General features: G+C 68.3%; 23 protein-coding genes. 16 read left to right on the forward strand and 7 right to left on the reverse strand.

The features are described 5' to 3' along the window. The first annotated feature begins 323 nt into the window (after positions 1-323). From hpf to CLV01_RS05205, 9 genes are all read left to right on the forward strand, one after another. Positions 324-683 (forward strand): ribosome hibernation-promoting factor, HPF/YfiA family, encoded by a 360-nt coding sequence (gene hpf, locus CLV01_RS05165; RefSeq protein WP_012202932.1) that lies wholly within the window; start codon positions 324-326, stop codon positions 681-683. 155 nt (positions 684-838) lie between these two features. Then, complete coding sequence (locus CLV01_RS05170; RefSeq protein WP_013804474.1) at positions 839-1,312, forward strand: PTS sugar transporter subunit IIA; 474 nt, start codon at positions 839-841, stop codon at positions 1,310-1,312. 40 nt (positions 1,313-1,352) lie between these two features. Next, entirely contained in the window at positions 1,353-2,309 is a 957-nt protein-coding gene (gene hprK / locus CLV01_RS05175) for an HPr(Ser) kinase/phosphatase (protein WP_012202934.1), read from the forward strand. Positions 2,310-2,558: 249 nt separating this feature from the next. Beyond that, positions 2,559-4,748: a TonB-dependent receptor gene (locus tag CLV01_RS05180; protein WP_099734833.1), complete on the forward strand. Its 2,190-nt coding sequence runs from the start codon at positions 2,559-2,561 to the stop codon at positions 4,746-4,748. Between the two features lie 4 nt (positions 4,749-4,752). Continuing rightward, a complete protein-coding gene (locus CLV01_RS05185; protein ID WP_099734832.1) occupies positions 4,753-6,528 on the forward strand; it encodes an enterochelin esterase domain-containing protein in 1,776 nt (591 codons plus the stop codon). A 14-nt stretch (positions 6,529-6,542) separates the two neighbouring features. Next, positions 6,543-7,553, forward strand: coding sequence for a siderophore ABC transporter substrate-binding protein (locus CLV01_RS05190; protein ID WP_099734831.1), 1,011 nt, complete (start codon positions 6,543-6,545; stop codon positions 7,551-7,553). Positions 7,554-7,599: 46 nt separating this feature from the next. Beyond that, on the forward strand, positions 7,600-8,583 hold the full coding sequence (locus tag CLV01_RS05195) for an ABC transporter permease (RefSeq protein ID WP_043780677.1): 984 nt from the start codon (positions 7,600-7,602) through the stop codon (positions 8,581-8,583). Continuing rightward, the gene (locus CLV01_RS05200) at positions 8,580-9,578 is read left to right on the forward strand and encodes an iron chelate uptake ABC transporter family permease subunit (RefSeq protein ID WP_099734830.1); all 999 of its coding nucleotides are present in this window, start codon (positions 8,580-8,582) and stop codon (positions 9,576-9,578) included. Before CLV01_RS05195 ends, CLV01_RS05200 begins: the two co-directional genes overlap by 4 nt. Then, positions 9,575-10,333 carry an iron ABC transporter ATP-binding protein gene (locus CLV01_RS05205; RefSeq protein ID WP_013804468.1) on the forward strand — a complete coding sequence of 253 codons (759 nt, stop codon included), beginning with the start codon at positions 9,575-9,577 and terminating at the stop codon, positions 10,331-10,333. The genes CLV01_RS05200 and CLV01_RS05205 overlap by 4 nt, the downstream gene beginning before the upstream one ends. A gap of 180 nt (positions 10,334-10,513) precedes the next feature. Here CLV01_RS05205 and queA read toward each other — a convergent pair whose 3' ends face one another. Together queA and CLV01_RS05215 are read right to left on the reverse strand one after the other, a co-directional pair. Further along, positions 10,514-11,614, reverse strand: coding sequence for a tRNA preQ1(34) S-adenosylmethionine ribosyltransferase-isomerase QueA (gene queA, locus CLV01_RS05210; RefSeq protein WP_034389929.1), 1,101 nt, complete (start codon positions 11,612-11,614; stop codon positions 10,514-10,516). A 97-nt stretch (positions 11,615-11,711) separates the two neighbouring features. Then, positions 11,712-12,971: an HD-GYP domain-containing protein gene (locus tag CLV01_RS05215; RefSeq protein ID WP_034389930.1), complete on the reverse strand. Its 1,260-nt coding sequence runs from the start codon at positions 12,969-12,971 to the stop codon at positions 11,712-11,714. Between the two features lie 194 nt (positions 12,972-13,165). Here CLV01_RS05215 and recG point away from each other — a divergent pair, with 194 nt between their 5' ends. The 6 genes from recG to ubiA all read left to right on the forward strand — a co-directional run bounded on the left by recG (position 13,166) and on the right by ubiA (position 20,280). After that, positions 13,166-15,400, forward strand: a complete 2,235-nt coding sequence (gene recG, locus CLV01_RS05220) for an ATP-dependent DNA helicase RecG (RefSeq protein ID WP_099734829.1) — start codon at positions 13,166-13,168, stop codon at positions 15,398-15,400. 335 nt (positions 15,401-15,735) lie between these two features. Next, positions 15,736-16,509: an MHYT domain-containing protein gene (locus tag CLV01_RS05225; RefSeq protein WP_013804464.1), complete on the forward strand. Its 774-nt coding sequence runs from the start codon at positions 15,736-15,738 to the stop codon at positions 16,507-16,509. Between the two features lie 226 nt (positions 16,510-16,735). Next, complete coding sequence (locus tag CLV01_RS05230; RefSeq protein WP_013804463.1) at positions 16,736-17,701, forward strand: LysR substrate-binding domain-containing protein; 966 nt, start codon at positions 16,736-16,738, stop codon at positions 17,699-17,701. Positions 17,702-17,821: 120 nt separating this feature from the next. After that, positions 17,822-18,427 (forward strand): Dps family protein, encoded by a 606-nt coding sequence (locus tag CLV01_RS05235; protein ID WP_043822499.1) that lies wholly within the window; start codon positions 17,822-17,824, stop codon positions 18,425-18,427. Between the two features lie 59 nt (positions 18,428-18,486). Then, positions 18,487-19,284, forward strand: coding sequence for a phosphatase PAP2 family protein (locus CLV01_RS05240; RefSeq protein ID WP_099734828.1), 798 nt, complete (start codon positions 18,487-18,489; stop codon positions 19,282-19,284). A 126-nt stretch (positions 19,285-19,410) separates the two neighbouring features. Continuing rightward, the gene (gene ubiA, locus CLV01_RS05245) at positions 19,411-20,280 is read left to right on the forward strand and encodes a 4-hydroxybenzoate octaprenyltransferase (RefSeq protein WP_043822543.1); all 870 of its coding nucleotides are present in this window, start codon (positions 19,411-19,413) and stop codon (positions 20,278-20,280) included. On the opposite strand, the gene CLV01_RS28615 is transcribed toward ubiA, so the two are convergent. Together CLV01_RS28615 and CLV01_RS05260 are read right to left on the reverse strand one after the other, a co-directional pair. Beyond that, positions 20,213-21,316 (reverse strand): IPTL-CTERM sorting domain-containing protein, encoded by a 1,104-nt coding sequence (locus CLV01_RS28615; RefSeq protein WP_143344286.1) that lies wholly within the window; start codon positions 21,314-21,316, stop codon positions 20,213-20,215. The genes ubiA and CLV01_RS28615 overlap by 68 nt on opposite strands. 20 nt (positions 21,317-21,336) lie before the next feature. Beyond that, positions 21,337-22,941: a DUF7948 domain-containing protein gene (locus tag CLV01_RS05260; RefSeq protein WP_099735281.1), complete on the reverse strand. Its 1,605-nt coding sequence runs from the start codon at positions 22,939-22,941 to the stop codon at positions 21,337-21,339. Positions 22,942-23,021: 80 nt separating this feature from the next. On the opposite strand from CLV01_RS05260, the gene CLV01_RS29055 reads away from it, so the two are divergent. Continuing rightward, positions 23,022-23,180 (forward strand): hypothetical protein, encoded by a 159-nt coding sequence (locus CLV01_RS29055; protein ID WP_180288358.1) that lies wholly within the window; start codon positions 23,022-23,024, stop codon positions 23,178-23,180. Positions 23,181-23,586: 406 nt separating this feature from the next. On the opposite strand, the gene proC is transcribed toward CLV01_RS29055, so the two are convergent. The 3 genes from proC to CLV01_RS05275 are packed head-to-tail and all read right to left on the reverse strand — an operon-like array spanning position 23,587 to position 26,271. Then, positions 23,587-24,426 (reverse strand): pyrroline-5-carboxylate reductase, encoded by an 840-nt coding sequence (proC, locus tag CLV01_RS05265; RefSeq protein ID WP_013804459.1) that lies wholly within the window; start codon positions 24,424-24,426, stop codon positions 23,587-23,589. Between the two features lie 32 nt (positions 24,427-24,458). Beyond that, on the reverse strand, positions 24,459-25,250 hold the full coding sequence (locus CLV01_RS05270) for a VOC family protein (protein ID WP_099734826.1): 792 nt from the start codon (positions 25,248-25,250) through the stop codon (positions 24,459-24,461). Positions 25,251-25,290: 40 nt separating this feature from the next. Further along, positions 25,291-26,271, reverse strand: coding sequence for a tripartite tricarboxylate transporter substrate binding protein (locus tag CLV01_RS05275; RefSeq protein ID WP_034389944.1), 981 nt, complete (start codon positions 26,269-26,271; stop codon positions 25,291-25,293). Positions 26,272-26,306: the final 35 nt, after the last annotated feature.

A 26,306-nucleotide genomic window follows, 5' to 3' on the forward strand; every position in this document is an offset into this window, starting at 1 on the left:
GATGGCTGCAAGCGGCACGCGCAGGAGCGCGATTCTAACCAACGGCGCCTCACGGTGACGGGCGGCCCGTGGCAAGCCCCACCCCAGGGGCGCAGCCTGGCAAACCCGCCGATTGTGCGCCCAATTGCATGGCGCGCAAAACCCGCCTCCAAGGCCCTGCACCGTCCTGCGCTATCGGCTTGCGGCGTTGCTTTTGGGCAGACCCCGGCGCATAGTGGATTCGCAAGCAAACGAATGCGCATTCCGGCCTGCAAGCACCTGTCCCTGCGGATCGTCTCCCGGTGGACCGGGCTGTTTTCATCCAGAGCAAGGAGTGTTTAGATATGAATCTGACGATTAGTGGGCATCACCTGGAGGTCACTCCCTCGCTGCGCAGTTACGTCATGGCCAAGCTCGAACGCATTCTTCGACACTTTGACCAGGTGGTGGATGTAAAGGTCTTGCTGACCGTTCATAACCAAAAGGAGAAGGAAAAGCGCCAACGTGCCGGTTGCACGCTGCGCGTCAAGGGCCAGGATCTTTTTGTCGAGACCTCTCACTTCGATCTCTACGCCGCCGTCGATGCGCTGGCTGACAAGCTGGACCGCGTGGTGGTGCGCTACAAGACCCGCCAGCAGGGCAGCCGCTATGGTTCGGCCAAGCGACTCGATGATGCTGGGCTGACCTTGGCGTCAGTCGGGTGACAGGTAAGGCGTCTGCCCTGTGCGGGCGCTTACAATACCTGCGCTTATGTGGCTGATGAGCCACGCACGACCACCGCCCTTCGGGGCGGTTTTTGATGGGGGTCAGGGTTTCCCCACGGTTTCCGGCACTGCGGTGCATAATTGTTTCCCGAACCATGAACCGTCTTGCCTCCATCCTGCCCGCCGCTCAAGTGCTCGTGAGCGTCGACGTCACCAGCAAAAAGCGCGCTTTCGAAGAAGCAGGTCTGCTCTTCGAGAGCCTGCATGGCCTGTCCCGCGCACTCATCACCGACAGCCTGTTTGCACGCGAACGCCTGGGCTCGACGGGGCTTGGCCACGGCGTGGCCATTCCCCATGGGCGCATCAAGGGCCTGACCGCTCCCATGGCGGCCGTGTTCCAACTGGACAATCCCATTGGTTTCGATGCCCCCGATGAGCAGCCTGTGGGCCTGCTGATCTTTCTGCTGGTGCCCGAAGCGGCCACCCAGAAGCATCTGGAAATCCTGTCCGAAATCGCCGAGCTTCTCAGCGACAGCCAGCTGCGTGAGCGCCTGAAGTCCTGCGCCGATGCGGCCCGGCTGCATGGAATGATTGCCGGCTGGCAGTCCTCCGCTGCGCCCCTGGTCTAGTCTTCCAGACTTTTTCCTTCCCTTTTTCACGGGCCTTGCCATGAGACCCAGTGCCATCAGCGCCGATGTCCTGTTCGAGGAGTTCCGCTCCAGCCTGCGCTGGGAGTGGGTGGCGGGCCTGGGAGCCTCGGAGCGCCGTTTCGACGAGATGGCCGTGCGCTCGGCGCGCTCCGGCGCGGACCTCGTCGGCTACCTGAACTACATCCATCCCTACCGGCTGCAGGTGCTGGGCGAGCGCGAGATCGCCTATCTGAGCAATGCCACGCCGCAGGACTGCCAGCGCCGCGTGGCACGCATCGTCACGCTGGAGCCGCCCGTGCTGGTGCTGGCCGACGGGCAGACGGCGCCCGAGGCGCTGCTGTCCATGTGCGAGCGCGCCCACATTCCCATGTTCTCCACGCGCGAGCAGTCGGCCTTCGTGATCGATGTGCTGCGCGCCTACCTGGCCAAGCATTTCGCCGACCGCACCACCATGCACGGCGTGTTCATGGACATCCTGGGCATGGGGGTGCTGATCACGGGCGAGTCGGGCCTGGGCAAGAGCGAGCTGGGGCTGGAACTGGTGACGCGCGGCAACGGCCTGGTGGCCGACGATGCCGTGGACCTGTATCGCATCAACCAGACCACGATCGAGGGCAAGTGCCCCGAGCTGCTGCAGAACCTGCTGGAGGTGCGCGGCATCGGCCTGCTGGACATCCGCGCCATCTTTGGCGAGACGGCCGTGCGCCGCAAGATGCGCCTCAAGCTCATCGTGCACCTGGTGCGCAAGGAAACCATGGAGCGCGAGTACGAGCGCCTGCCGGCCGAGCCGCTGACGCAGGATGTGCTCGGCGTGCCCGTGCGCAAGGTGGTGATCCAGGTGGTGGCGGGCCGCAACATCGCCGTGCTGGTCGAGGCCGCCGTGCGCAATGCCATCTTGCAGCTGCGCGGCATCGACACCTACCAGGAATTCGTGCAGCGCCACCGCCGCGCCATGGAGCGCGGCGACACCTTCTAGCGGCCGCTGGCGTCGCCGAGGCCGGGCCGCCTGTTGCCTGGCCCCCACTGTTTTCAACGCGATTGTTTGCTGGCCGTGCGCCCATGTTTGCGCGCGGTGCGTTGTTGCCGCTTTCTTAATAAGAATAATTCTCATTTTCTATAATTCGGACAGATGCCGTATCCGGCCTGTGCCCGAGTGTGTCCGAGTGTTCCGAGTGGCTCCGGGCTGGATGCGGCGCATTTCCTTCCGTCTCGAAAGCCCTCCCGGATGTCTTCCCGTACCCGCATCGGCCTGCCGCGCGCAGGCGCCGTCAGCCCCTTCACCCCTGTTTGCACCCCAGTTTGCACGCTCCACCGCCTGGGCACCATCGCCCGTGTCTGCGCCATGGTGGCTGCCGCGGCGCTGCCCGCGGGCGCCTGGGCCGCTGACGCCGAGCTGGGCGAGGTCACGGTGCGGGGCACCACCGATCCCCAGACCCTTCCCGCGGTGGCCCCGGGCGGCCAGGTGGCCAAGGGTGCGGGCCTGGGCGTGCTGGGCCAGCGCGATGTGATGGACACGCCCTTCAACATCACCTCCTACACGGCCGAAGGCATTGCCAACCAGAACGCGGCCACGCTGATGTCGGTGCTGGAAAACGATCCTTCGGTGCGCTTCACCACCAACACCGGCCATGCCTACGAGAACTTCACCATCCGTGGCCTGGGGGTGAATGCCTCGGAGCTGGGCTTCAACGGCCTGTATGGCCTGGCGCCCGACGGCCATGTGCCCGTCGAGATGATCGAGCGCGTGGAGGTGCTCAAGGGCCCCGGTGCGCTGATGAGCGGCATGACGCCCGGCGGCGCCGTGGGCGGCACCATCAACCTGGTGACCAAGCGCCCGCTGGCCCAGGATCTCACGCGCGTGACCACCATGTTCAGCAGCGGCTCGCAGCTGGGCCTGCAGGCCGATGTCTCGCGCCGCTTCGGCCCCGAGCGCCGCCTGGGCATACGCGTCAACGGCAGCACCTCGAGCGGCGACACCGAGATCGACGGCCAGAACCGCCGCCATGGCCTGGGCGCGCTGGCACTGGACTACCAGGGCGACGGATTCACGCTGGGGCTGGATGCCTACAGCTACCGCTCCACCATCCGCGATGGCAGCCCGATGATGGTCAGCATGCAGAACCTCAAGCAGGTCATCGCGGCGCCTGACGCCACGACCAACCTGTTTCCCGGCATACACGCCAAGCAGCAAAGCGATGCGCTGATGCTGCGCGGCTCGGTGGACCTGGGCGCGGACTGGACGCTGTTCGGCTCCGCAGGCACGGCGCAGCATGCCTACGACGGCATGCTCAACGGCACGCGCGTGGTGCTGCGCGCCCAGGGCGACGGCTCGGCCGTGGGCCAGACCTACAACCAGTACGGCTATACCGACAGCACGGCGGCCGAGTTCGGCGTGCGCGGGCGCCTGCGCACGGGCGGCGTGAACCACCTGCTGGTGGCCTCCCTGAACTGGATGAACCAGAAGGGCGGGCGCGCGGCCGTTGCCACCAGCGCCAGCTACATCACCAACATCTACAACCCCGCGCCCATCACGCTGGCCGGCCCCTATGGCGCCATCAAGCAGGAGCGCGACGACGTGCTCAGCAGCCTGGCCCTGGCCGACACGCTGAGCTGGGGTGGCGATGCCGTGCAACTGACCGTGGGCGCACGCCTGCAGCGCGTGAACCAGAAGATGGCGGGCTACAACGAGCAGGCCGTCTCGCCCGCGCTGGGCCTGGTGGTCAAGCCCTGGGGCGATGCGGTCTCGCTGTATGCCAACCATGTGCAGGGCCTGAGCGCGGGCTCCATCGTCGGCGCCACCTATGCCAATGCCGGAGAAGTGTTCGCGCCCTACAAGACCAAGCAGTTCGAGATCGGCGCCAAGTGGCGCATGGGTGATTTCACGCAGACGGTCTCGCTGTTCCAGATCGAGCGGCCCTCGTCCGTGGTGGAGACCGCGACCAACCGCCTGCTGATGGATGGCGAGCGGCGCAACCGGGGCCTGGAGTGGAATGTGTTCGGCGAGCCGCTGCGCGGCACGCGCGTGCTGGGCGGCCTGGCCTACACCCAGGCCATCCAGAGCAAGACCCAGGGCGGCGCGCGCGATGGCTTCGGCGTCTACGGCGTGCCGCGCTGGACGGCCAACCTGGGCGGCGAATGGGACGTGCCCGCGCTGCCGGGCGCCACGCTCACCGGCCGCCTGATCTACACGGGTGCGCAATGGGTGAATTCGGCCAACACGCTGAAGATGCCCAGCTGGACCCGCGTGGACGTGGGCGCGCGCTATGCCACCCGCATCGCGGCCAAACCCGTCACCTTCCGCGCCACGGTGGAGAACCTGTTCGACAAGTCCTACTGGGCCGGCAGCTTCAACGACAACTTCGCCACCACGGGCGGCCCGCGCACGGTGCGTGTCTCGGCCACGGTGGACTTCTGACGCCATGGCGCAAGCTGCAAGACAAGGCCTGTGCCTGGCCGCCTCGCTGCTGTGCCTGCTGGGCGCAGCCGTCCATGCCGGTGAAGACATGACGGCAGCCGCATCGGGGCAGGCCCTGGCCGCACGGTCGGGCTCGCTGGCGCCGGGCCAGGCGGCCACAGGGGTCCTGGCTGCCGGTGGGCGCGAGTTCTGGCGCGTCGATCTGCCCGCCGGCCACGTGGTCCAGGGTGAATTCGAAGGGCAGGGCGTGGCCCTGGACCTGGAGGATGCCCAGGGCCGGCACCTGCGCCGCCTGGCGCGGCCCGATGGCGGCGCGCAGTCGCTGATGTGGGTCACGGAGGGGGCCGGCAGGCAAAGGCTGGTGGCGCGCCACATCGCAACGGACGCGCTGATGGCCGGCGAGGTGAAATCCGCAACCGGCCGCTTTGCGCTGCGGTTGACCTCCAGTCTTGCGCCGTTGGGCGCCAAGGCTGTGCAGGCCCTGGAGCTGCCTGCACTGGAAAGCCCACGCCTGCAGGCCCTGGCCCAGGCCATCCAGCGCGGCGCGGGTTCGGGCGTGGCGGCAGACGCCTTCTGGCGGCGCGTGCAGGAGGAGGGCACGCCGATGGTGGAGCCGCTGCCCGGCGGCCAGTCCCTGGTCACCTTCCTGTGGCGTGGCCAGCCGCGCGCCGGCATGCAGGGGGTTCGCCTGTTCGGCAGCCCGGCCGGCAATCACGATCCCTTGCAGCACCTCGACGGCAGCGATGTCTGGTGGGCCAGCTTCCGCATGGCAGACAACGCGCGGCTCAGTTACCGCCTGGCGCCCGATGTGCCGCTGATCGCAGGCTCGGCCATGGAGCAGCGCCGCGCCCTGCTGGCCACGGCGCAGCGCGATCCGCTCAATCCCAAGGTGTTTCCGCAGCCGCCAAAGTCGCCTCAGGGCGGCTTCATCGACGCCTTCCAGGGCGCCTCCGTGCTGGAGCTGCCCAAGGCACCGCCCCAGCCCTGGGTGGCGCCGCGCGCGGGCGTGGCCCAGGGGGCGCTGGTGCAGCACCGCCTGTCCAGCCGCGTGCTGGGCAACAGCCGTGATGTCTGGACCTACCGCCCGGCGGGCGGCCAGGCGCCCGAGGCGCTGCTGGTGCTGTTCGACGGCAACGCCTATGCGAAGCAGGTGTCCACGCCCACCCTTATCGACAACCTCATGGCCGACGGCCTGATCCCGCCCACGGCCGTGGTGCTGGTGGACAACGCCAGCCCGCAGGCGCGCGGCAGGGAGTTGCCGCCCAACACTGCTTTCGCACGCTTTCTGGATGAGGAGCTGATGCCCTGGGTGGGTGAACAGGGCCTGGGCCAGCCTGCGGCGCGCACGGTGATCGGCGGCTCCAGCTTTGGCGGCCTGGCCTCGGCCTATGCAGGCCTGGTCAATGCGCGCTGGTTCGGCAACGTGCTGAGCATGTCGGGATCGTTCTGGTGGTCGCCGGCCGGCGAGGTGCCGGGCTGGGTGCAGCGCCGCTACGCCCAGGAGCCGCGCCAGCCCGTGCGCTTTTATCTGGATGCGGGCCGCTACGAGCGCGCACGCGGCGGGCAGGACGGCATCCTGGAAACCAACCGCCACCTGGCCGATGTGCTGCGCGCCAAGGGCTACGAAGTCACCCAGGCCGAGCACGAGACCAGCCATGACTACCTGCAGTGGCAGGGCTCGCTGGCCTGCGGCCTGGTGGCCCTGCTCAACCCCGGGCGCTTCGCCCAGGGCCTGCCGGCCTGCGAGCGCATGCCGGACGGCACGCCGGCACTTCCCTGATGCCGCAAAGGCCAATGTTTGAACTTCCTGGCAATACAGCAATCATTGCAAAGATGAACACCATGAATGCAAATCATTCCCGTCGCCGAATCCTGGCGAAGATGGGCCAGGGCCTGGGCGTGCTGGTCACGCTGCCGCTGGCGGCGCAGATGTCCCATGCCCAGACGGCAGCGGCTGGCAAGACCGTGACCGTGCCGCATGCCAAGGGCGAGATCCAGGTGCCCTTCAAGCCCGTGCGCGTGCTGGTGTTCGAGCTGGCGGCGCTGGACACGCTGCAGGCGCTGGGCGGCGAGGTGCGGGGAGTGCCCGAGTTCAAGATGCCGCCGCTGCTGGCCCGCTATGCCGATGCGAAATACGCACGCATCGGCAGCCTGTTCGAGCCTGACTACGAATCCATCAAGGCGCTGTCGCCCGACCTCATCATCGTGGGCGGCCGCTCCGAGGCCAAGTACAAGGAGCTGTCGCGCTTCGCCCCCGTGCTGGACCTCAGTGTCAGCGACCAGCACCAGATGGCCGACATCTACCGCAACATCCGCACGCTGGGCGCCGTCTACGGCCTGCAGGACAAGGCCGAGGCCGAGGTCCGGTCCGTGGAGCAGGCCATCGCCGCACTGCATGGCAAGGCGCAGGACGCCGGCAAGGGGCTGGTGCTGCTGACCTCGGGCGGCAAGCTCAGCGCCTACGGTCCGGGCTCGCGCTTCGGCATGCTGCACGATGTGTTCGGCGTGAAGCCGGCCATCGACAACCTCACGGTGGCGCGCCATGGGCAGGTGGTCTCCTTCGAGTTCCTGCTCAAGACCAATCCCGACTGGCTGTTCGTCATCGACCGCGACGTGGCCATCGGCCAGGATGGCAAGACCGCCCAGCAACTGCTGGACAACCCGCTGGTGCGCGCCACCAAGGCCTGGCGCGGCAAGCAGGTGGTCTATCTGAATGCGGCCAACTGGTACACCCTGTCCAACGCCGGGCCGGGCGCGCTGAAGGCCAATATCCAGCAACTGTCGGATGCCTTCACCCGCACATGACCTCAAAGCGTTGAGCCCGCCTGTCACCACCGCGCACGCCGCGCCCATGTCACGCCCATCGCGCCAGGCCCTTGCCTGGCTTTTCGCGCTGGGCCTGTTGCTGGCGCTGTCGCTGGCCAGCCTGATGGTGGGCGCCGGCGACATGCACTGGAGCGTGCTGTGGTCGCGCAGCGAGGACGACCTGGCCAGCCAGGTGCTGGTGTACAGCCGCGTGCCGCGCACGCTGGCCCTGGTGCTGGCCGGCGCATCAATGGCGGTCTGCGGACTGCTCATGCAGATGCTGGCGCGCAACCATTTCGTGGAGCCTTCCACCGTGGGCACGGTGGAGTCGGCCAGCCTGGGCATGCTGGCCGCGTTCCTCTGGGTGCCGCATTGGCCGGTGATGGCCAAGATGGGGATTTCGGCCGTGGCGGCACTGCTGGGCACGGCGCTGTTCCTGGCCGTGCTCTCGCGCATCCGGCTGCGTTCGTCGTGGATGGTGCCCCTGGTCGGCCTGGTGCTGGCCGGCGTGCTGGAGGCAGCCGCCAGCTTTCTGGCGCTGCAGTTCGACATGATGCAGGCGCTCAAGTCCTGGTCCAACGGCGATTTCTCGCTGGTGGTCCAAGGCCGCTACGAGTTGCTGTGGCTGTCGCTGGGCGTCACGGCCCTGGCCTGCCTGGCGGCCGACCGTTTCACCGTGGCGGGCCTGGGCGAGAGCTTTGCCACCAACCTGGGCCTGAACTACCGGCGCCTGGTCTGGCAGGGGCTGGTGGTGGTGGCCGTGGCTACTTCGGCCGTGGTGGTCACGGCCGGCAGCCTGCCCTTTGTGGGCTTGATCGTGCCCAACGTGGTGCGCCTGGTTCTGGGCGACAACGTGCGCCGCAGCGTGCTGTGGGTGGCGCTGATCGGCGCGGGCCTGACCGTGCTGTGCGACCTGGTCGGGCGGCTGCTGATCGCTCCCTATGAAATTCCCGTGGGCACCGTGCTGGGCGTGCTGGGCAGTGCCCTGTTCCTGGCGCTGATCCTGCGCCGCCGCAAGGACCGTGCATGAGCAGCCTGCCGCAATCCGTGGCTTCCGATGGGCCTGCAGCGCGCAGCCGGGGCCATGGCGCGCGCCTGGCGCTGCTGGGCGCGCTGGCCCTGCTGTGCCTGCTGGCCTTCATGACCGTGGGCGTCAAGACCGACTGGGCCTTCGTGCTGGAGCACCGGGGCGCCAAGGTGTTGACCATGGCGCTGGTGGCCTGTGCCATCGGCCTGTCCACCGTGGTGTTCCAGACCGTGTCGCACAACACCATCCTCACGCCTTCCGTCATGGGGCTGGATGCGCTGTACCTGTTCGTGCAGGCGTCCATGGTGCTGATGCTGGGCGCGGCGGGCGTGTCCGCCATGGGCGAGGTCGGGCGCTATGCGCTCAACATCGTGCTGATGATGGGCTTCAGCGTGCTGCTGATGCGCTGGCTGTTCGTGGGCCATGCCAGCAGCCTGCACCTGATGCTGCTGGTGGGCATGGTGGGCGGCATCTTCTTTCGCAGCCTGGCCGGGCTGGCCATGCGCGTGCTCGATCCCAATGAGTTCACGGCGCTGCAGGACCGCATGTTCGCCAACTTCAACGCGGTGAACCTGCAGCTGCTGCTGCCGTCGCTGCTGCTGATTGCCATGGGCAGCGCCTGGATCTGGCGCCAGCGCCGCGTGCTGGACGTGATCTCGCTGGGGCGCGATGCCGCCGTCAGCCTGGGCCTGGACTACGAGGGCCGCGTGCTGCGGCTGCTCGCCGTGGTGGCCTGCATGGTGGCCGTGTCCACGGCCCTGGTCGGCCCGGTGATCTTCTTCGGCCTGCTGGTCAGCAACATGGCCTATCACGCCATGGGCACGCGCCGCCATGCCTGGGTGCTGCCTGCGGCCGTGCTCTGGGGCTGCGTGCTGCTCATGGGCGGGCAGGTGCTGCTGGAGCAGCTTTTTCAATTCAATACCGTGCTGAGCATCGTGGTGGAGTTCTTGGGTGGAATCGTCTTCATCGTGCTGCTCATGCGCAAGGGGACCCAATGATCGAGGTGCGTGATCTGCTCAAGCGCCATGGCGGCACGGCAGTGCTGCAGGAGCTCAATTTCGATGTGCCCGAGCGGGCGCTGACGGCCATCATCGGGCCCAACGGGGCGGGCAAGTCCACGCTGCTGTCCCTGGTCAGCCGCCTCATGCCCATCACGGCGGGCAAGGTGCGGGTGGCCGGCCTCGACGTGGCCACCACGCCCACCGAGGCGCTGGCGCGCATCATGGCCATCCTGCGCCAGGACAACCAGAGCACGCTGCGCCTGACGGTGCGCGACCTGGTGGGCTTTGGCCGCTTTCCGCACAGCAAGGGCCGGCTGGGCCCCGAAGACCTGCGCCATGTGGACGAGGCGCTGGAGTACCTGCAGCTCACGCCGCTGGCCGAGCGCTTTCTCGACGAACTCTCAGGCGGCCAGCGCCAGCGCGCCTACATCGCCATGGTGCTGTGCCAGGACACGCCCTTCATCCTGCTGGACGAGCCGCTGAACAACCTGGACATGGCCCACGCCGTCAGCATGATGGGCCTGCTGCGCCGCGCCGTCACCGAGCGCGGCAAGACCGTGGTCATGGTGCTGCACGACATCAACTTCGCCTCCTGCTACGCCGACCACATCATCGCGCTCAAGGACGGCCGCCTGGCCGTGGCGGGCACGCCGGCCGAGGTCGTGCAGGACGAAGTCCTCAGCAGCCTCTACGGCATCCCCGTCAGCGTGCACGAGGTCAAGGGCCGCAGGCTCTGCCATTACTTTGGTTGAGCATGCGGTGTTTCGGGCTTGGCGCTTGAACCTGGCGCGGCCTGAGGCGAGGGACACCAAGCAAGGGCCTAAGTCGGCCGCGCCGCCCCGCCGCGAGGGTGTCGCCGGCTGCCCGTATGGCCCCCTCCCTCGCGAAGCGGGTAGAGAGGCGCCATGCAACGGGGGAAGGCGCGAAGCGACTCAGGGGGTGCTTTTCTTCTTCAACAGCATGGAATCGCCATAGCTGAAGAAGCGGTACTCCTGCGCAATCGCATGGCGGTACAGCGCCATCACCTGCTCGTAGCCCGCGAAGGCGCTGACCAGCATCATCAGCGTGCTCTTGGGCAGGTGGAAGTTGGTGATCAGCAGATCGACCACCTGGTACTCGAAGCCGGGCGTGATGAAGATGCGCGTGTCGCCGGAGAACTGGCCTGTCTGGGCCCAGGACTCCAGCGTGCGCACCGTGGTCGTGCCCACGGCGACGACGCGGCCGCCGCGCTGGCGGCAGCGTTCCAGCGCAGCCAGCGTGGCCAGCGGGATCTCGTACCACTCGCTGTGCATCTGGTGGTCGGCCAGGTTCTCGGTCTTCACGGGCTGGAAGGTGCCGGCGCCCACGTGCAGCGTGACGCTGGCGCGCTCGATGCCACGCTCGGCCAGGCGGGCCAGCACGGCGTCGTCAAAGTGCAGGGCGGCCGTGGGCGCGGCCACGGCGCCGGGGCGGGCCGCGAAGACGGTCTGGTAGCGCTCGCTGTCTTCGGCGGCGTCGGGGTCGTTGCCGGTGTCCTGGTGGCGCTCGATATAGGGCGGCAGCGGCAGGTGGCCGAAGCGCTCCATCAGCTCGTGCGGCGTCTCGCCGCGCGGGCCTTCGAAGCTCAGGTGGAACAGCGGGCCGTTCTCGTCGGGCCAGCGGCCGCGCAGCACGGCGTCGAAGCCGCCGCGGTTCTTGCCGCCGCACAGGTGGATGCGCGAGCCGGGCAGGGGCTTCTTGCTGACGCGCATGTGGGCCACGACATCGTTGCCTTCGAGCACGCGCTCGACCAGCAGCTCCAGCCGGCCGCCGCTGGCCTTCTCGCCGAAGATGCGCGCCTTGAGCACGCGCGTGTCGTTGAACACCAGCAGGTCGCCGGGCTGCAGCAGGTCGGGCAGCTCGTGGAAGATGCGGTCGGTGGGCGGGGTGGCATCGTCGCGGCCGTCGAGCAGGCGCGAGGCGCTGCGCTGGGCGGCAGGATGCTGGGCGATCAGGTTCTCAGGAAGCTCGAAGTCGAAATCGCTGAGCGAAAACACACGGGACAGGGAGGACATGCAGTGCTTGAGGGCCGGACATGGCCCGTTCCAAGTTCGTTGAACGGAAGTCCGCCATTGTCGCAAACCCTGGGTCATCCCCGGAATTTCGCGGCGGTCACTTGGCCATCTGGGCCTGCGTCTGGGGCTGGCGCTCGAACTCCAGCCACAGCGTCTCCAGATCCGGGAAGTCCCAGTTCGCCGGGTCTTCGCGCGCGATGATGCGGTCGTTGCCCTGGCTCTCGGACAGGTCCTCGATCTCGGGCGTGACGCGGCAGGCCTGGCGCAGCGAATAGAACACCTTGACGCGCGGCGCCAGCAGGCTGCCCGGCGAGGCATCGACCACGACGGCCAGGCGCTGCGAATGCAGGCGCACCAGCGAGCCCAGCGGATAGATGCCCACGGTCTGCACGAACTGCTCGAACAGCCGCTTGTCGAAATGGCGGGGGCTCCACTCGGCCATGCGCCGCAGCGCCTCCGAGGGCGGCCAGCCCTTCTTGTAGGGCCGGTCCGAGGTGATGGCGTCGTAGACATCGCAGATCGCCGTCATGCGCGCCAGCAGGCCGATGTCGCCCTGCTGCAGTCCGTCGGGGTAGCCGCTGCCGTCCACCTTTTCGTGGTGGTGCAGGCAGGCATCGATGACCTCGTCGTCCAGACCCAGCGGGCGCAGCAGCTGCTCGCCATGGCGTGGGTGGGCACGCATCAGCGCCCATTCCGCATCGTCCAGCGGCCCGGGCTTGTTGAGCACGGCGACCGGGATCGCGGTCTTGCCCAGATCGTGCATGAGACCGGCCATGCCGGCCTTGCGCAGGCTGTGGTCGTCCAGGCCCATGCGCTTGGCCAGGGCCACCATCAGCGCGCACACGGCCAGGCTGTGCATGTAGGTGTAGTCGTCGGCCGTCTTCAGCCGTGCCAGGCCGATCAGGGCGTGGGGATTGCGCGCCACGGAGGCCGTCACATCGTCCACCAGCTGCCCGGCGGCCGTGGCGTCCACGGGCCGGCCCAGCCGCGCGTCGCTGAACAGGCGGCTGAGCAATTGCTTGGCCTGCACGCAGGTCTGCGCGGCGCGGCGCAGCTCGGTGGCGGTGGAAATGGGGGCCGTGCTCTGCTCGGAGACAGGGCGGGCGCTGTCCGGGATCTGGTGGCGAAGCTCGTCCTGCGGATCAAAGCGCAGGCAAGGCACCTGGACACCTACGTCCAGGCCCTTGCGCACGTCGATCCAGACTTCCTGGATGGAGGTGGAGCGCAGGCGCTGGAGGTCGGCCTCGGAGCGGAGCAGGAAACGGGTTCGCCAAAAAGGATGCTCCATCCAGGAGCCGCAGAACTCGTGCAGGAACATGCCCAGAGTGACATGCTGGACATTGATACGCTTCAACATGGCATTCGGTGGCGGGGTAACACTACGTAACGTCAGCGTGCATGGTAGCGGCTTCCCCAGAGACCCGGGGCCTCAAGGGTGCTTTGGGCAAGGGCATCCGGCATGAACGTGGCGTGTTGCCTACACCTGTATATTCATACACTATGCTGCATGCCCGCCCATGTCCATGCGCATGCTCTGAAACAGGATAGCCCATGCCCTTGAACGTCTCCTCTGCCTTCCCAGATCTGGGGCGCGACGCCCCCGGCGGCAAGGCCGCGCGTGCCGGCAAGGGAAAGGCCGCAGGCAAGGGCGGCAAGGCAGCGGGCAAGGCAGGAGACAAGCCCGCAGCGCCCGCCAAGCCCGCAGCCAGCGCCGCGCAGAAGGCGCTGCAGAAGATGGGCCTGGTGCGCGACATCGATCTGGCCCTGCACCTGCCGCTGCGCTATGAGGACGAGACGCGCATCACTGCGCTGCGCAATGCCCGCGAGGGCGACACGGTGCAGATCGAGGCCACGGTGACCCACAGCGAGGTGCAACTGCGCCCGCGCCGCATGCTCAAGGTCACGGTGGACGATGGCACGGCCGAATGCGTGCTGACCTTCTTCAGCTTCTACCCCTCGCACCAGAAAACCCTGTCCGTGGGCGCGCGGCTGCGCATCCGCGGCGAGGTCAAGGGCGGCTTCTGGGGCCGGCAGATGCTGCACCCGGCGTTTCGCGCGGCGGGCGGCGACCTGCCCACGGCGCTCACGCCCGTCTATCCCACGGTGGCGGGCCTGCCCCAGGCCTACATCCGCCGCGCGGCGGTCACGGCCATGCTGCGCGCCGATCTCTCCGATACGCTGCCCCAGGGCGAGCATCCGCCCGTGGCGCAGTTCCATGGCAACGGCGGGCTGCCTCCGCTGTTCAGCCTGCGCGATGCGCTGCAGTTCCTGCACCACCCCACGCCCGATGTGGCCCTGGCCACGCTGGAAGACCATTCACACCCGGCCTGGCAGCGCCTGAAGGCCGAGGAGCTGCTGGCCCAGCAACTGTCCCAATACGAGGCCAAGCGCGAACGCGCGCGGCTCAGGGCGCCCGTGCTGCGCGCCCAGCCCATGGACAGCGCCCAGGGCCTGGCGCGCCAGTTCCTGGACCAATTGCCCTTTGGCCTGACCGGCGCCCAGCAGCGCGTGGTGGCCGAGATCCTTGCCGACATGGAGCGCCGCATGCCCATGCACCGGCTGCTGCAGGGCGATGTGGGATCGGGCAAGACCGTGGTGGCGGCGCTGTCGGCCGTGGCCTGCATCGAGGCCGGCTGGCAGTGCGCGCTGATGGCGCCCACCGAAATCCTGGCCGAGCAGCATTTCGGCAAGCTGGTCGGCTGGCTGGAGCCGCTGCTGGCCCCGCTGGGCAAGCGCGTGGCCTGGCTGGCCGGCGCGCAGAAGAAGAAAGAACGCACCGCCATGCTGGAGCTGGTCCACAGCGGCGAGGCGGCCCTGGTCGTGGGCACGCACGCCGTCATCCAGGACCAGGTGCAGTTCAAGAACCTGGCGCTGGCCGTCATCGACGAGCAGCACCGCTTCGGCGTGGCCCAGCGGCTGGCGCTGCGCCAGAAGCTCGCGGCCTCGGGCATGGAGCCCCATCTGCTGATGATGAGCGCCACGCCCATCCCGCGCACCCTGGCCATGAGCTACTACGCCGACCTGGATGTGTCCACCATCGACGAGCTGCCGCCGGGCCGCACGCCCATCGTCACCAAGCTCATTGCCGACAGCCGCAAGGACGAGGTCATCGAGCGCATAGGCGCCCAGGTCGCGGAAGGACGCCAGGTCTACTGGGTCTGCCCGCTGATCGAGGAAAGCGAGGCGCTGGACCTGTCCAACGCCACGGCCACCCATGCCTACCTGAGCGAGATGCTGCCCGACGTCATGGTCGGCCTGCTGCACTCGCGCATGCCCACGGCCGAGAAGAAGGCCGTGATGGAGCTGTTCTCCGCCGGGGTCATGGGCGTGCTGGTCTCCACCACGGTGATCGAAGTGGGCGTGGACGTGCCCAACGCCTCGCTCATGGTCATCGAGCATGCGGAGCGCTTCGGCCTGTCGCAGCTGCACCAGCTGCGCGGGCGCGTGGGGCGGGGGGCAGCGGCCTCCGCCTGCGTGCTGCTGTATTCGGTGGGAGACAGTGGGCGCCTGGGCGAGACGGCCAAGGACCGGCTGCGCGCCATGGCCGAGACCAATGACGGCTTCGAGATCGCGCGGCGCGACCTGGAGATCCGCGGCCCCGGGGAATTCCTGGGCGCGCGCCAGTCGGGTGCGCCCATGCTGCGCTTCGCCGACCTGGAGCAGGACCTGATGCTGCTCGACTGGGCCCGCGAACTGGCGCCGCGCATGCTGGAGCAGCACCCGCAACTGGCCCAGCGCCATGTGGGCCGCTGGCTGGGCGGCAAGGCCGAATTCCTCAAGGCCTGATCGGTTCGTTCCATTTTTGCTGGGTGGCTGTGTTACGTATTTTTACGTGTCCAGGCGCTGCCTGGCAACGTCATCTTCCGCAGGCCCGCAGCCCGCGCCAGACATGGTTCCCACGCGCGTTGTAGCCATCGAAATGGAGCGCTTCATGCCGTCCTGGCGGTGACAGCACCGTCCCGTTACGGCATTGAATATTTGTGACCTTTTGGTACATTGAGTCACAAAAAACAGGGTAGCTCCATCCGGGAGGGGATGGCCTGCCAAGCCTCCCCCACGGGGAGGACGGCCGCGATCACTCTTGTGTTGTCCCATTTTTCTGCGAATGAGGAGCTGCCAACATGAATGAAGCCGTTCAAGCGAATGAGATCGTCGAGACCTCCTGGCGCATGGGCCTGGTGGTCCTGTCCTATGGCATTGCCGTATTGGGCTCCTTTGTGGCCCTGACTGCGGCGCAGCGCATCCGGGGACGCGAGGGCATCAGCTGGCTGAATCTGCTGGCGGCGGGCACGGCGCTGGGCGGCATCGGCGTGTGGTCCATGCATTTCACGGGCATGCTGGCGCTGAACCTGGGCATGGGTTCGGGCTACTCCATGGTCGAAACCCTGCTGTCCCTGTGCGCCGCCGTTGCCGCCACCTCGGTGGCGCTGGCCTTTGTCGCGCGGCGGCCCGAAAGCGGGGCGCGCGTGCTGGGCGCGGGCACCCTGCTGGGCCTGGGCGTGGCCTTCATGCATTACCTGGGCATGTATGGCATGCGCTTTCCGGGCTTCATCGTCTGGTCCGTTCCCACCGTGCTGCTGTCCGTGGGCATCGCCGTGGCGGCTGCCAGCGCCGCGCTGTGGCTGTCGTTTCGCACCAGCTCGCCGGGCATGCGTGCGCTGGCCGCCGCCGTCATGGGCGCGGCGGTCTGTTCCATGCACTACACCGGCATGGCCGCAGCGGACTTCGTATGCATTTCAGAGACACAGCGTTATGCTAGGCCGCAAGGCTTTGCCGTGATCAGCGCCCTGGACCTTCCGGTCTTTACCGTGATCGTGGCCATAGGCCTGGCTGCATTGATAGGCATGGACCAGCTCATGCAGCAACGCGACCGGATGCGCCGGCCGTTGCACTAGGTGGATAAATACAAAAAGCCGGCGGGTCGGGGAGCGCGCAGTGGTCATGCGCGGACGAGGACTGGCACAATCGAATTAGGACAAATCCTAGAACCTGTGCAGGAACTTTTGAGGGGAGCACCCCGGCAAGCCGGCCGCAAGGCCTGATTGCACAAAGGTTCCGGCACAGGTTCTTGGTGTAAGACCATCGTATTTTCCGAGGCTCCCTCCCAGACACAGCTCGCCAATGACACTTACCGAACTCAAATACATCGTGGCCGTGGCACGTGAAAAGCATTTTGGCCGCGCCGCCGAAGCCTGTTATGTGTCCCAGCCCACGTTGTCCGTGGCGATCAAGAAGCTGGAGGAGGAGCTCGATGTCAAGCTCTTCGAGCGCAGTGCCGGCGAAGTGTCGGTCACGTCGCTGGGCGAGGAGATCATCCGTCAGGCGCAAAGCGTGCTGGAGCAGGCCGCCGAGATCAAGGAAATCGCCAAGCGCGGCAAGGACCCGCTGTCCGGCGTGCTCACCCTGGGTGTGATCTACACCATCGGCCCCTACCTGCTGCCGGACTTGGTGCGCAACTCCATCATGCGCACGCCGCAGATGCCGCTGATGCTGCAGGAGAACTACACCATCAAGCTGCTGGAGATGCTGCGCACCGGCGAGATCGACTGCGCCATCGTCGCCGAGCCCTTCCCCGACACCGGCCTGGCGCTGGCTCCGCTGTACGACGAGCCCTTCATGGCCGCCGTTCCCAGCACCCATGCGCTGGCCCAGAAGGACCATGTCTCCACCAGTGATCTCAAGAACGAGACCATGCTGCTGCTGGGCTCGGGCCACTGCTTCCGCGACCATGTGCTCCAGGTCTGCCCCGAGTTCGCACGCTATGCCAGCAATGCCGAAGGCATTCGCCGCACCTTCGAAGGCTCGTCGCTGGAGACCATCAAGCACATGGTGGCCGCCGGCATGGGCGTGACCCTGGTGCCGCGCCTGTCCGTGCCCGCCGATGCGCTGGAGACCACGGCGCGCCGCCGCAAGACCGACGAGCCGCACATCCGCTACCTGCCCATCCTCGAGGACGACGGCTCGGCCCCGCCGACACGCCGCGTGGTCCTGGCCTGGCGCCGCAGCTTCACGCGCTACGAGGCCATCGCCGCCCTGCGCAACGCCGTCTACGCCTGCGCCTTGCCCGGCGTCAAACGCCTGTCCTGATGACCGCACCGGCGCGCGAGTCGGGCCTGTGGGGCCGCTGCGCTTGCGTTATCGTTGCAACTGGCTCCCGGGCGACCTGCCGGGAGCATCTTCCGTTTGTACGAAGCTGAAAGGGATCCCATGGCCAAAAATGCCAGCAAAGACAAGTCCGGTGCAAAGAAGCCAGAGGCCGTGCAGGCCGACAAGGCGGACAAGGCAGTGCAGCCTGCAAAGGCCGCACTGGCCGACGTGGCACCGGCGTCCGTGCGCTCCTCCGCCATCCATATCGGCATCAGCGACAAGGACCGCGCGGCCATCGCCAAGGGCCTGTCGGCCCTGCTGGCCGACACCTACACGCTGTATCTGACCACGCACAATTTCCACTGGAACGTCACCGGCCCGATGTTCAACACGCTGCACACCATGTTCATGGGGCAGTACACGGAGCTGTGGAACGCCGTCGACCCCATCGCCGAGCGCATCCGTGCGCTGGGCCATTTCGCGCCGGGTTCCTATGCCGACTTCGGCAAGCTCACCAGCCTGGCCGACGTGCCCCACGATCCGCCCAAGGCCCTGGAGATGGTGCGCATCCTGGTCGCCGGCCACGAGGCCGTGGCCCGCACGGCGCGCAGCCTGTTCCCCCTGGCCGACAAGGCCAGCGACGAACCCACGGCCGACCTGCTGACCCAGCGCCTGACCGTGCACGAGCAGACCGCCTGGATGCTGCGCGCCCTGCTCGAAGACTGATGCTGCGCAAACCCCAGTCTTCCCGCGTACCCACCCTGGCCCGGGAGTGATGCCACCGCATGCTCTGGACCTGGATTGACGCACACGCCGCCACGGGCGGCCTGTGCCTGGTACTGGCCGCCCTGGGCGGCCTTTTTTTCTATCTGCGCCTGCCTGCCACGGCCCGGCTGCGCCACGCAGGCCTGCCCATGCCGCGGGCCGCATGGCTGGGCCTGGCTGCCGCCGGCGTGCTGGCCTTGCTGGCACTGGCCGTGATGGTGCGCGACATGCTGGGCCTGGTCCAGCCCGCAGGCTGCGCCACCTGCACCGACTGGCCGGTGCTCGACGAGGCCCTGCACCTGTGGCTGGCCGGCCATGCCACCGATGCCTGGGTGTGCCCCGTGGTCGCCTTCACCCAACTGGGCAATGTGGCCTGGATGGTGTCGCTGTCGGCCGCCGTGCTGGCGCTGCTGCTGTGGCGGCGCGACTGGCTGCATGCGGCCGCCTGGGTGGTGGCCACGGCTGGCGTGGGCCTGTGGATACGCGCCATCAAGACCAGCGTGGGCCGTCCGCGCCCCGTGGGTGGCTGGGTGCCTGAGGGTGGCTTCAGTTTCCCCAGCGGCCACAGCGCGGGCACCTTCGTGCTCTATCTGATGCTGGCCTGGCTGCTGCTGCCGTACCTGCGCCCGGCCTGGCGCTGGCCCGTGGGCCTGGCGGCCCTGGCTGTCGCCCTGGGCGTGGGCGCCAGCCGCGTGGTGCTGCGCGTGCACTATGCCAGCGATGTGCTGGCCGGCTGGCTGCTGGGCCTGGCCTGGATGGCGCTGGTGATCTGTGCCGTGGAGTGGGCGCAAACCCGCGTTGCCGGCAGGCGCTGCTGAGGCGCGCCGCCGAGTCCGCCCGCCCAGCGGCGACAATGCGGGCATTTTCGAATGTGATGCGTGCGATGGTCGGCCCACGGCCGCCATCGGCGCCCAGACGCCATGCCCACCTCCTCCTCTACGCCCATGCCTGCGCCCCGGCGCAGCAAACTGTCGCTCTATCTGGACCTGGTCCGCTTCAACCGGCCGGCCGGCTGGCTGGTCCTGGTCTGGCCCACGCTGGCCGCACTGTGGGTGGCAGCGGGCGGGTTTCCGGGCTGGCATCTGCTGGTGGTCTTCGTGCTGGGCACGGTGCTGATGCGCAGCGCCGGCTGCTGCATCAACGACATTGCCGACCGCGATTTCGACCGCCATGTCAAGCGCACCACGCAGCGGCCCATCACCTCGGGGCAGGTCTCGGTCAAGGAGGCCGCCCTGCTGGGCGCAGCCCTGGCCCTGGTCTCGCTGGGCCTGGTGCTGACCACGCGCTGGGAGGCCGTGGCCTGGTCCGTGCCCGCCGTGCTGTTCACCATCCTCTACCCGTTCACCAAGCGCTTCTTCGCCATGCCCCAGGCCTTCCTGGGCATTGCTTTCAACTTCGGCATCGTCATCGCCTTCGCCGCCGTGCAGGGCCAGGTGCCGGCCACGGCCTGGATTCTGTGGCTCGCCAACATGTTCCTGGTGCTGGCCTATGACACCGAATACGCCATGGTGGACCGCGACGACGACCTCAGGATCGGCATGAAGACCTCGGCCATCACCCTGGGCCGCTTCGACGTGGTGGCCGTCATGGGTTTTTTCGTGCTCTGCGGCCTGCTCACTATCTGGGCGCTGGCGCCCTATGGCCTGGCCTGGCCTTTCTGGCTGGGCCTGGCCGTGGCCGCGGCCCAGGTGATCTGGCACTTCACCCTGATCCGCCACCGCACGCGCGAGGGCTGCTTCGTCGCCTTCAGCAAGAGCCACTGGATCGGTGCCGCCCTGTTCGCAGGCGTGGCGCTGGGATTTGCCTTGCGCTGAAGACGCCACGCCGCCGCAGTGCGTGCGCACCGAAGCCTGCCGCCATGGCACCCAGCAGCGCCAGCGGCCAAGCGCCGAGTGCGGGAATGGGCGCCGGAGCGGGCGGCGGCACAGGTGGAGTCACAGGGGGTGTCACAGGGGGTGTCACAGGGGGAATTACGGGGGGAGTTACAGGAAGCGGCACAACCGCAGTCAGCTCAATGTCCTGCGCCACGCCGGTGGCCGGCATCCACCGCGCATCGCCGGGCTGGCTGGCGGTCACCGTGCAGATGCCTTCGCCCGCCATCGTGACCCTGTTGCCCGAGACCGTGCAGATGCCTGGGGTCGTGCTGGCGTATTCCACCGGCAGGCCGGAGCTGGCCGTGGCGGGCGGGTCGATGGCAAAGACCGTTCCCGCCTCGAAGGACCGGCTGGCCTGTGCCGGGAAGCGGATGGCCTGGGCTCTGCGGATGCGGACATCGGCGTTTGCGTCGGCGGCCTGCCACTGGGCATTGCCCGCCTGGCGGGCGACCAGCGTGCAGATGCCGTCATCGAGCATTGTGACGGTGGTGCCCGAGACGGTGCAGATGGCCGGGGTGGCGCTGCCGTAGTCCACCGGCAGGCCGGAGCTGGCCATGGCGGGAGGGTCTATGGTGAAGGTGGAGCCAGGGCTGCCGAGGACCTGGCTGGCCTGTGGCGCAAAGGTGATGGTCTGGGGGGAGACGGCGCGCAGGTCGGCGCGCAGGTCGGCGGACAGGCGTGTGATGAAGCCTATGACGCCGCTGCTGTTGGTCCCTGGCTGCGCCCCGCCTGCCGCGCCCGGGAAATTCCGCGAGTACGTCAACCCGCCCACGAGCACCTCGCCCGAGGGGGCTATGGCCAGCGTACTGATGGCTTCCATGTCGGTGCCGCCCAGATAGGTGCTCTGTTCCAGGGTTCGCAGGCTGGCGGACAGGCGTGCGATGAAGCCATCGTAGAACCCGCCATTGTTAACTGACTGGGCGCCGCCCGCCGTGCCGGGGAAGTGGATGGCATCGGTATAGCCTCCCGCCAGCACGTCCCCCGAGGGAGCGATGGTCAGGGCTTGGACAACGTTGTAGCCTGCGCCACCCAGATAGGTGCTCTGCGCCAGGGTCCGCAGGTCGGCGGACAGGCGTGCGACGAACCCGTCATTGCCCCGCCAGCGGCGACCGGCTGGGCGCCGCCCGCCGTGCCGGGGAACTGGGTGGAGCTGGTACTGCCTGCCACCAACACCTCGCCCGTGGGTGCAATGGCCATGGCATAGAGGTCTTCAAATTGCGAGCCGCCCAGGTAGGTGCTCTGCTCCAGGGTGCGCAGGTCGGCGGACAGGCGCGCGATGAAGCCGTCGCGCCCGCCAGCGGCGACCGGCTGTGCGCCGCCCGCCGTGCCAGGGAAGTCGGTGGAACTGGTATCGCCTGCCACCAATACCTCACCTGAGGGGGAGATGGTCAGGGCTTGGACAACGTTGTAGCCTGCGCCGCCCAGATAGGTGCTCTGCGCCAGGGTCCGCAGGTCGGCGGACAGGCGTGCGACGAACCCGTCATTGCCCCAGCCAGCGGCGACCGGCTGGGCGCCGCCCGTCGTGCCGGGGAACTGGGTGGAGCTGGTATTGCCTGCCACCAATACCTCGCCCGTGGGTGCAATGGCCATGGCACGGGGGTCTTCGGATTGCGGGCCGCCCAGGTAGGTGCTCTGCTCCAGGGTGCGCAGGTCGGCGGACAGGCGTGCGATGAAGCCGTCGTAGAACCCACCAGCGGCGACTGACTGGGCGCCGTCCGCCGTGCCGGGGAAGTCGGTGGAGCTGGTAATGCCTGTCGCCAATACTTCGCCCGAGGGGGATATGGCCAGGGCTATGACAGAGTTCTGGCCCGAGCCGCCCAGATAGGTGCTCTGCTCCAGGGTCCGCAGGTCAGCGGACAGGCGCGCTATGAAGCCGTCGGTCCCACCAGTGGATGGTTGGGCGCCGCCCGCCGTGCCAGGGAATGCGCCGAGCGATGAATTGTCCGCGGTGATGCCGCCCACCAACACCTCGCCCGAGGGCGCAATGACCAGGGCCAGGACCGTGCTATCACCATCTCCACCCAGATACGTGCTCTGCAACAAAGGATCTATCACCAGCGGCAGCGCCCGGTCATAGGCCCCCAGCGCAAACCCGTAGCCGTCGCCCTGGCTGTTGAGGGCGTACTGCACAGGCACCTCCACGCGCTGCCCGGTAACTTCCTGGAACGCCACGGGCGCCGTATAGGCCACGTCGCCATGGCCTGTGGCGGCGATCAGTTCGCCGCCTTTGCCCAGGCGCAGGGACAGCGCGCCGTCCACGCGCACCTGGATCTGCCCGGGGTCGGCCTGCGGGGCCACGTGGAAGAGCTTTTCCACATTGGCGCCGCGCATGGCCAGTTCCACCTGCACGCCGGGCCAGGCCTGGCCCAGGTGCAGGTTGCGGTAGGTGGCTGGCTGGTAGCTGTGGGGGCCGCTGAAGCGGGTGATCTGGGTGGCGGCGGCCTCGCCGCCCGTGGGCGACAGCGGCAGCGCGCCGGCCAGGGTTTCGGTGAGGCTCCAGCCGGACAGGGGCCGGGTGGCCGGAGGGGTCTGGGGCGGTGCCTGGGGTTTGGTGCCTGCGGGCGTCCTGGGCGGCTTCTTGGGAGGTGCTTGGGGAGGCATCTCGGGCGGGGGGCCGAGGTCACGCCCTGCTGCTGCGTGGGCGCGGCCAGGCTGTAGACGATCTGGCCCTGGCGGGTGACGTGGATCGCGCCCGCGAAGGTGCGGCCCGTGAAGGCCACGGCAGGGTCGAACTGGCCGCTGTTGGCCTCGAACGGCACGGACATGCCCTGCAGGGCCTGCTGCGCGTGCTGTATCTGCCGGGGCTGGGCGGAGCCATGTGCTGGGGCATGTGCTGGTGAGTGCGCTGGTGTGTGCGCGCGGTGGTGGGCAGGACCTTGGGAGGGGCCGGGTACTGCGTGGGCCATGCCAGCCGATGCCCAGAGCAGGCATGCCGCCAGGGCCGGCTTGCTGCCGCGGCGCCTGGGCAAGGAAGGGGGGTGGAAACGCATGCTTTCTCCTTGGATGCAGCGAATCCAAGGCAAGCCATGGACAGGGGCGGGCAGGCGATGCACGTCCCGCCGAGGCGGATGCTTGGTGGAAACTGCGGTGGCAGGTCATGACCGGCGCGGGGCTTTCCGCGCAGCCGGTCAATTGCCGATTTCTACCGAGTGCCGCTTGCTTCCACCATCAGAACTATCTGGTTTTTGCAGGAATCTGGCGCACCGTCCCCTTGCCACCACAAAGAGGGGCGCGCGCGGGCGTGTCCTACCTGCCGAATTCGGCGGCCAGCTCCTTGGCCCGTGTTTCCGCTGCCCGCATGGCGGCCACGAAATGCTCGGGCACCTGTTGCGCCTGCATGTGGGTGATGGCGGCGTGGGTGGTGCCGCCCTTGCTGGTCACGCGCTGGCGCAGCACGTCGGCGCTTTCGGTGGAGCGGGCGGCCAGTTCCGATGCGCCCTGGAAGGTGGCCACGCCCAGGCGGTAGGACTGCTCGGCCGTGAGGCCCATGTCCACGCCGGCCTGTGTCATGGCTTCGAGGAACAGGAAGACATAGGCCGGGCCCGAGCCCGACAGTGCGGTCACGGCGTCCAGGTGCGCTTCCTGGTCGACCCAGACGAACTGGCCCGTGGTGGCCACCACCTGCTCGATGGCGCTCTTGCCTGCGGCATCGACCTGGGCGCGGGCGAACAGGCCCGTCATGCCCTTGCCCACCAGGGCCGGCGTATTGGGCATGGCGCGCACGATGCGGCCCGTGCCCAGCCACTGGGCGATGGAGTCCGTGGGAATGCCGGCGGCCACGCTCAGGTGCAGGGCCTGGGCGGTGTGCGGTGCCACGGCCTGGGCGGCTTCCTTGAAGGTCTGGGGCTTGACGGCCCAGACCACGATGCTGGCACCGTCCAGCGCGCTGGCGGCGGCCGCGGCATCGGCATGGGCCGTGATGCCGAAGTTCGTGCGCAGCGCGTCGCGTGCAGCCTCGAAGGGTTCGACGACGACGATGCGGTCTGCGGATTGGCCCTGGCCGATCAGTCCGCCGATGATGGCGCTGGCCATGTTGCCGCCACCGATGAAGGCGATGACAGGGGAGGCTGTGGAAACAGTGTTCATGCTGGTGGCGGTGGAGAAGGAAAACGAAGAGTTTAGAGCGTGTTCCCACCGTGCCAGCGCATGTCCACGCCATGGCTGGCGGCCAGGTCCAGGGGCTGTGCCGGGGCGCCGGGCCGCTGGCGCAGGGTGAGCGCGCAAGGGCCCTCTCCGCGCGTGGCAAGGCGCTGGCGCAATGCGTCGGAGGCCGCCAGTGCCTGCGCGCCTTGCAGCAGCAGGTCGAACCCCGGCAATGCCAGCCGCACGCCCTGGTCGTCCAGCCTCTCCAGCGGCAGGCCTGGGCCCAGCAGCGCCCGGTAGCGGTCCAGGCTGGCGTCCAGGTCGTGCACGGCGACGGTCAGCGAGGCCACGCCCAGCGCGCCGTTGGGATGCTCGCGCACGCTGCCTTCGGGCACGCGCAGTGCGCGCGGCGTGACGTCGCCGCACAGGAAGGGCAGGTCGGGCGTGGCGTGGCGCGCCGTCTGCCACAGCAGTTGCGCGCCATCGGGGCGCACGCGGCCTCCGTCCACGGGGCCGACCAGGGTATCCAGCCCCCGCCCGCGTGCCTCGGCCAGCGCCTGGGAGGTGCTTTGGGGCAGCAGAGCGAAGTCCACCAGCCCCTCGCCATGGTCGCGCAGCGTGCGGTACCAGCGCTCTTCGGGCGCCGGGGCGGTCCAGGCAATGATCTCCAGGTAGGCGCCGTCGGCAAACACGACCAGTGCGTTGTGCGAGGTGCGGCCCGGATGGCGGCCGCCGATGGCGACCTGGAAGCCCAGCGCGCGGTAGTCCGCCACGGCGGCCTCGAGGTCCTGCACGGCGATGACGATGTGGTCCAGCGGAAGTGCCATGAAAGCTCCTGTGTGGTGTAAGGGGGTGCCGTCCGGATTCTCAGTCTTCGAGCTGGACCTTGTTGTCGCGCACGAAGCGGCCCCAGCGCTCATATTCCTGGCGCACCCAGCGGTCGAGGGCGGGTCCGTCCGTGGCCATGACTTCAAAGCCCGACTGCATGAGCTTGCTGCGGATGTCGGGCGTGTTCAGCGTGGCCTGGAAGTCTTCGGTGAGCTTGTGCACCGTGGCTGCCGGCGTGGCGGAAGGTGCGAAAACGCCGATCCACGAGTAGGCCTCGAAGCCCGGGAAGCCTGACTCGGCCACGGTGGGCACGTCGGGCAGCTCGGGCAGGCGCTTGAGGCCGGTCACGGCCAGCGGCTTGATCTTGCCCGCCGAAATCTGGCCGCGCAGCGCCGCATAGCTGAGCAGGGTGAGGTCGGACACATTGCCGAGCACGGCCTGCACGGCCGGGCCGCCGCCGCCGTAGGGCACGTGCAGCACGTAGGTGCCCGAGCGGCGCTTGATGTCCTCCATCACCAGGTGGTTCATGGACCCCAGGCCGGTCGATGCGTAGCTGTATTTGCCCGGGTTGCGGCGCGCCAGCTCCAGGAAGCCGGCCAGGTCCCTGGCGGGCACCGAGGCCGAGGCGCCGATCACCAGCGGGAAGCGCAGCGCCAGCGACACGCCCGTGAAGTCCTTGAAGGTGTCGTAGGGCAGCCGGGACTTGGCGATGGGATTGATGGCATGGGTGTCGAAGCTGAACAGCAGGGTGTTGCCGTCCGGGGCGGACTTGGCCACGTACTGGGTGGCGATCTGGCTGGCGGCGCCGGGGCGGTTCTCCACGATCACCGGGCGCCCGGCCACCTCGCCCAGGCGCGGCTGCAGTATGCGGGCGGCGATGTCGGTGCTGCCCCCCGGCGGGAAGGTGATGACCAGCTTGAGCGGGGCGGCGCCCTGCGCGGATGCCGTGCCGGCCGGCCCCAGCAGGCATGCGGCGGCCGTGGCCAGCAGCAGCTGGCGGCGTGAGGGTGGATGGGGCATGGGAAGGCTCCTTTTCAAGCGCATTGGCGGGCAGG

This window comes from Delftia sp. 60 (assembly GCF_002754395.1).
In the GTDB taxonomy this organism is placed as follows: Bacteria; Pseudomonadota; Gammaproteobacteria; order Burkholderiales; family Burkholderiaceae_C; genus Comamonas; species Comamonas acidovorans.

Coding starts and splice junctions, on each gene's coding strand:
- ubiA (WP_043822543.1), top strand. CDS start 19,411: ATGCCTGCGCCCCGGCGCAGCAAACTGTCGCTCTATCTGGACCTGGTC.
- hpf (WP_012202932.1), top strand. CDS start 324: ATGAATCTGACGATTAGTGGGCATCACCTGGAGGTCACTCCCTCGCTG.
- queA (WP_034389929.1), bottom strand. CDS start 11,614: ATGTCCTCCCTGTCCCGTGTGTTTTCGCTCAGCGATTTCGACTTCGAG.
- recG (WP_099734829.1), top strand. CDS start 13,166: ATGCCCTTGAACGTCTCCTCTGCCTTCCCAGATCTGGGGCGCGACGCC.
- CLV01_RS05240 (WP_099734828.1), top strand. CDS start 18,487: ATGCTCTGGACCTGGATTGACGCACACGCCGCCACGGGCGGCCTGTGC.
- CLV01_RS05200 (WP_099734830.1), top strand. CDS start 8,580: ATGAGCAGCCTGCCGCAATCCGTGGCTTCCGATGGGCCTGCAGCGCGC.
- CLV01_RS05270 (WP_099734826.1), bottom strand. CDS start 25,250: ATGGCACTTCCGCTGGACCACATCGTCATCGCCGTGCAGGACCTCGAG.
- hprK (WP_012202934.1), top strand. CDS start 1,353: ATGAGACCCAGTGCCATCAGCGCCGATGTCCTGTTCGAGGAGTTCCGC.
- CLV01_RS05195 (WP_043780677.1), top strand. CDS start 7,600: ATGTCACGCCCATCGCGCCAGGCCCTTGCCTGGCTTTTCGCGCTGGGC.
- CLV01_RS05180 (WP_099734833.1), top strand. CDS start 2,559: ATGTCTTCCCGTACCCGCATCGGCCTGCCGCGCGCAGGCGCCGTCAGC.
- CLV01_RS05190 (WP_099734831.1), top strand. CDS start 6,543: ATGTTTGAACTTCCTGGCAATACAGCAATCATTGCAAAGATGAACACC.
- CLV01_RS05225 (WP_013804464.1), top strand. CDS start 15,736: ATGAATGAAGCCGTTCAAGCGAATGAGATCGTCGAGACCTCCTGGCGC.
- CLV01_RS05260 (WP_099735281.1), bottom strand. CDS start 22,941: ATGCCTCCCCAAGCACCTCCCAAGAAGCCGCCCAGGACGCCCGCAGGC.
- CLV01_RS05185 (WP_099734832.1), top strand. CDS start 4,753: ATGGCGCAAGCTGCAAGACAAGGCCTGTGCCTGGCCGCCTCGCTGCTG.
- CLV01_RS05235 (WP_043822499.1), top strand. CDS start 17,822: ATGGCCAAAAATGCCAGCAAAGACAAGTCCGGTGCAAAGAAGCCAGAG.
- CLV01_RS05275 (WP_034389944.1), bottom strand. CDS start 26,271: ATGCCCCATCCACCCTCACGCCGCCAGCTGCTGCTGGCCACGGCCGCC.
- proC (WP_013804459.1), bottom strand. CDS start 24,426: ATGAACACTGTTTCCACAGCCTCCCCTGTCATCGCCTTCATCGGTGGC.
- CLV01_RS05215 (WP_034389930.1), bottom strand. CDS start 12,971: ATGTTGAAGCGTATCAATGTCCAGCATGTCACTCTGGGCATGTTCCTG.
- CLV01_RS05205 (WP_013804468.1), top strand. CDS start 9,575: ATGATCGAGGTGCGTGATCTGCTCAAGCGCCATGGCGGCACGGCAGTG.
- CLV01_RS05170 (WP_013804474.1), top strand. CDS start 839: ATGAACCGTCTTGCCTCCATCCTGCCCGCCGCTCAAGTGCTCGTGAGC.
- CLV01_RS05230 (WP_013804463.1), top strand. CDS start 16,736: ATGACACTTACCGAACTCAAATACATCGTGGCCGTGGCACGTGAAAAG.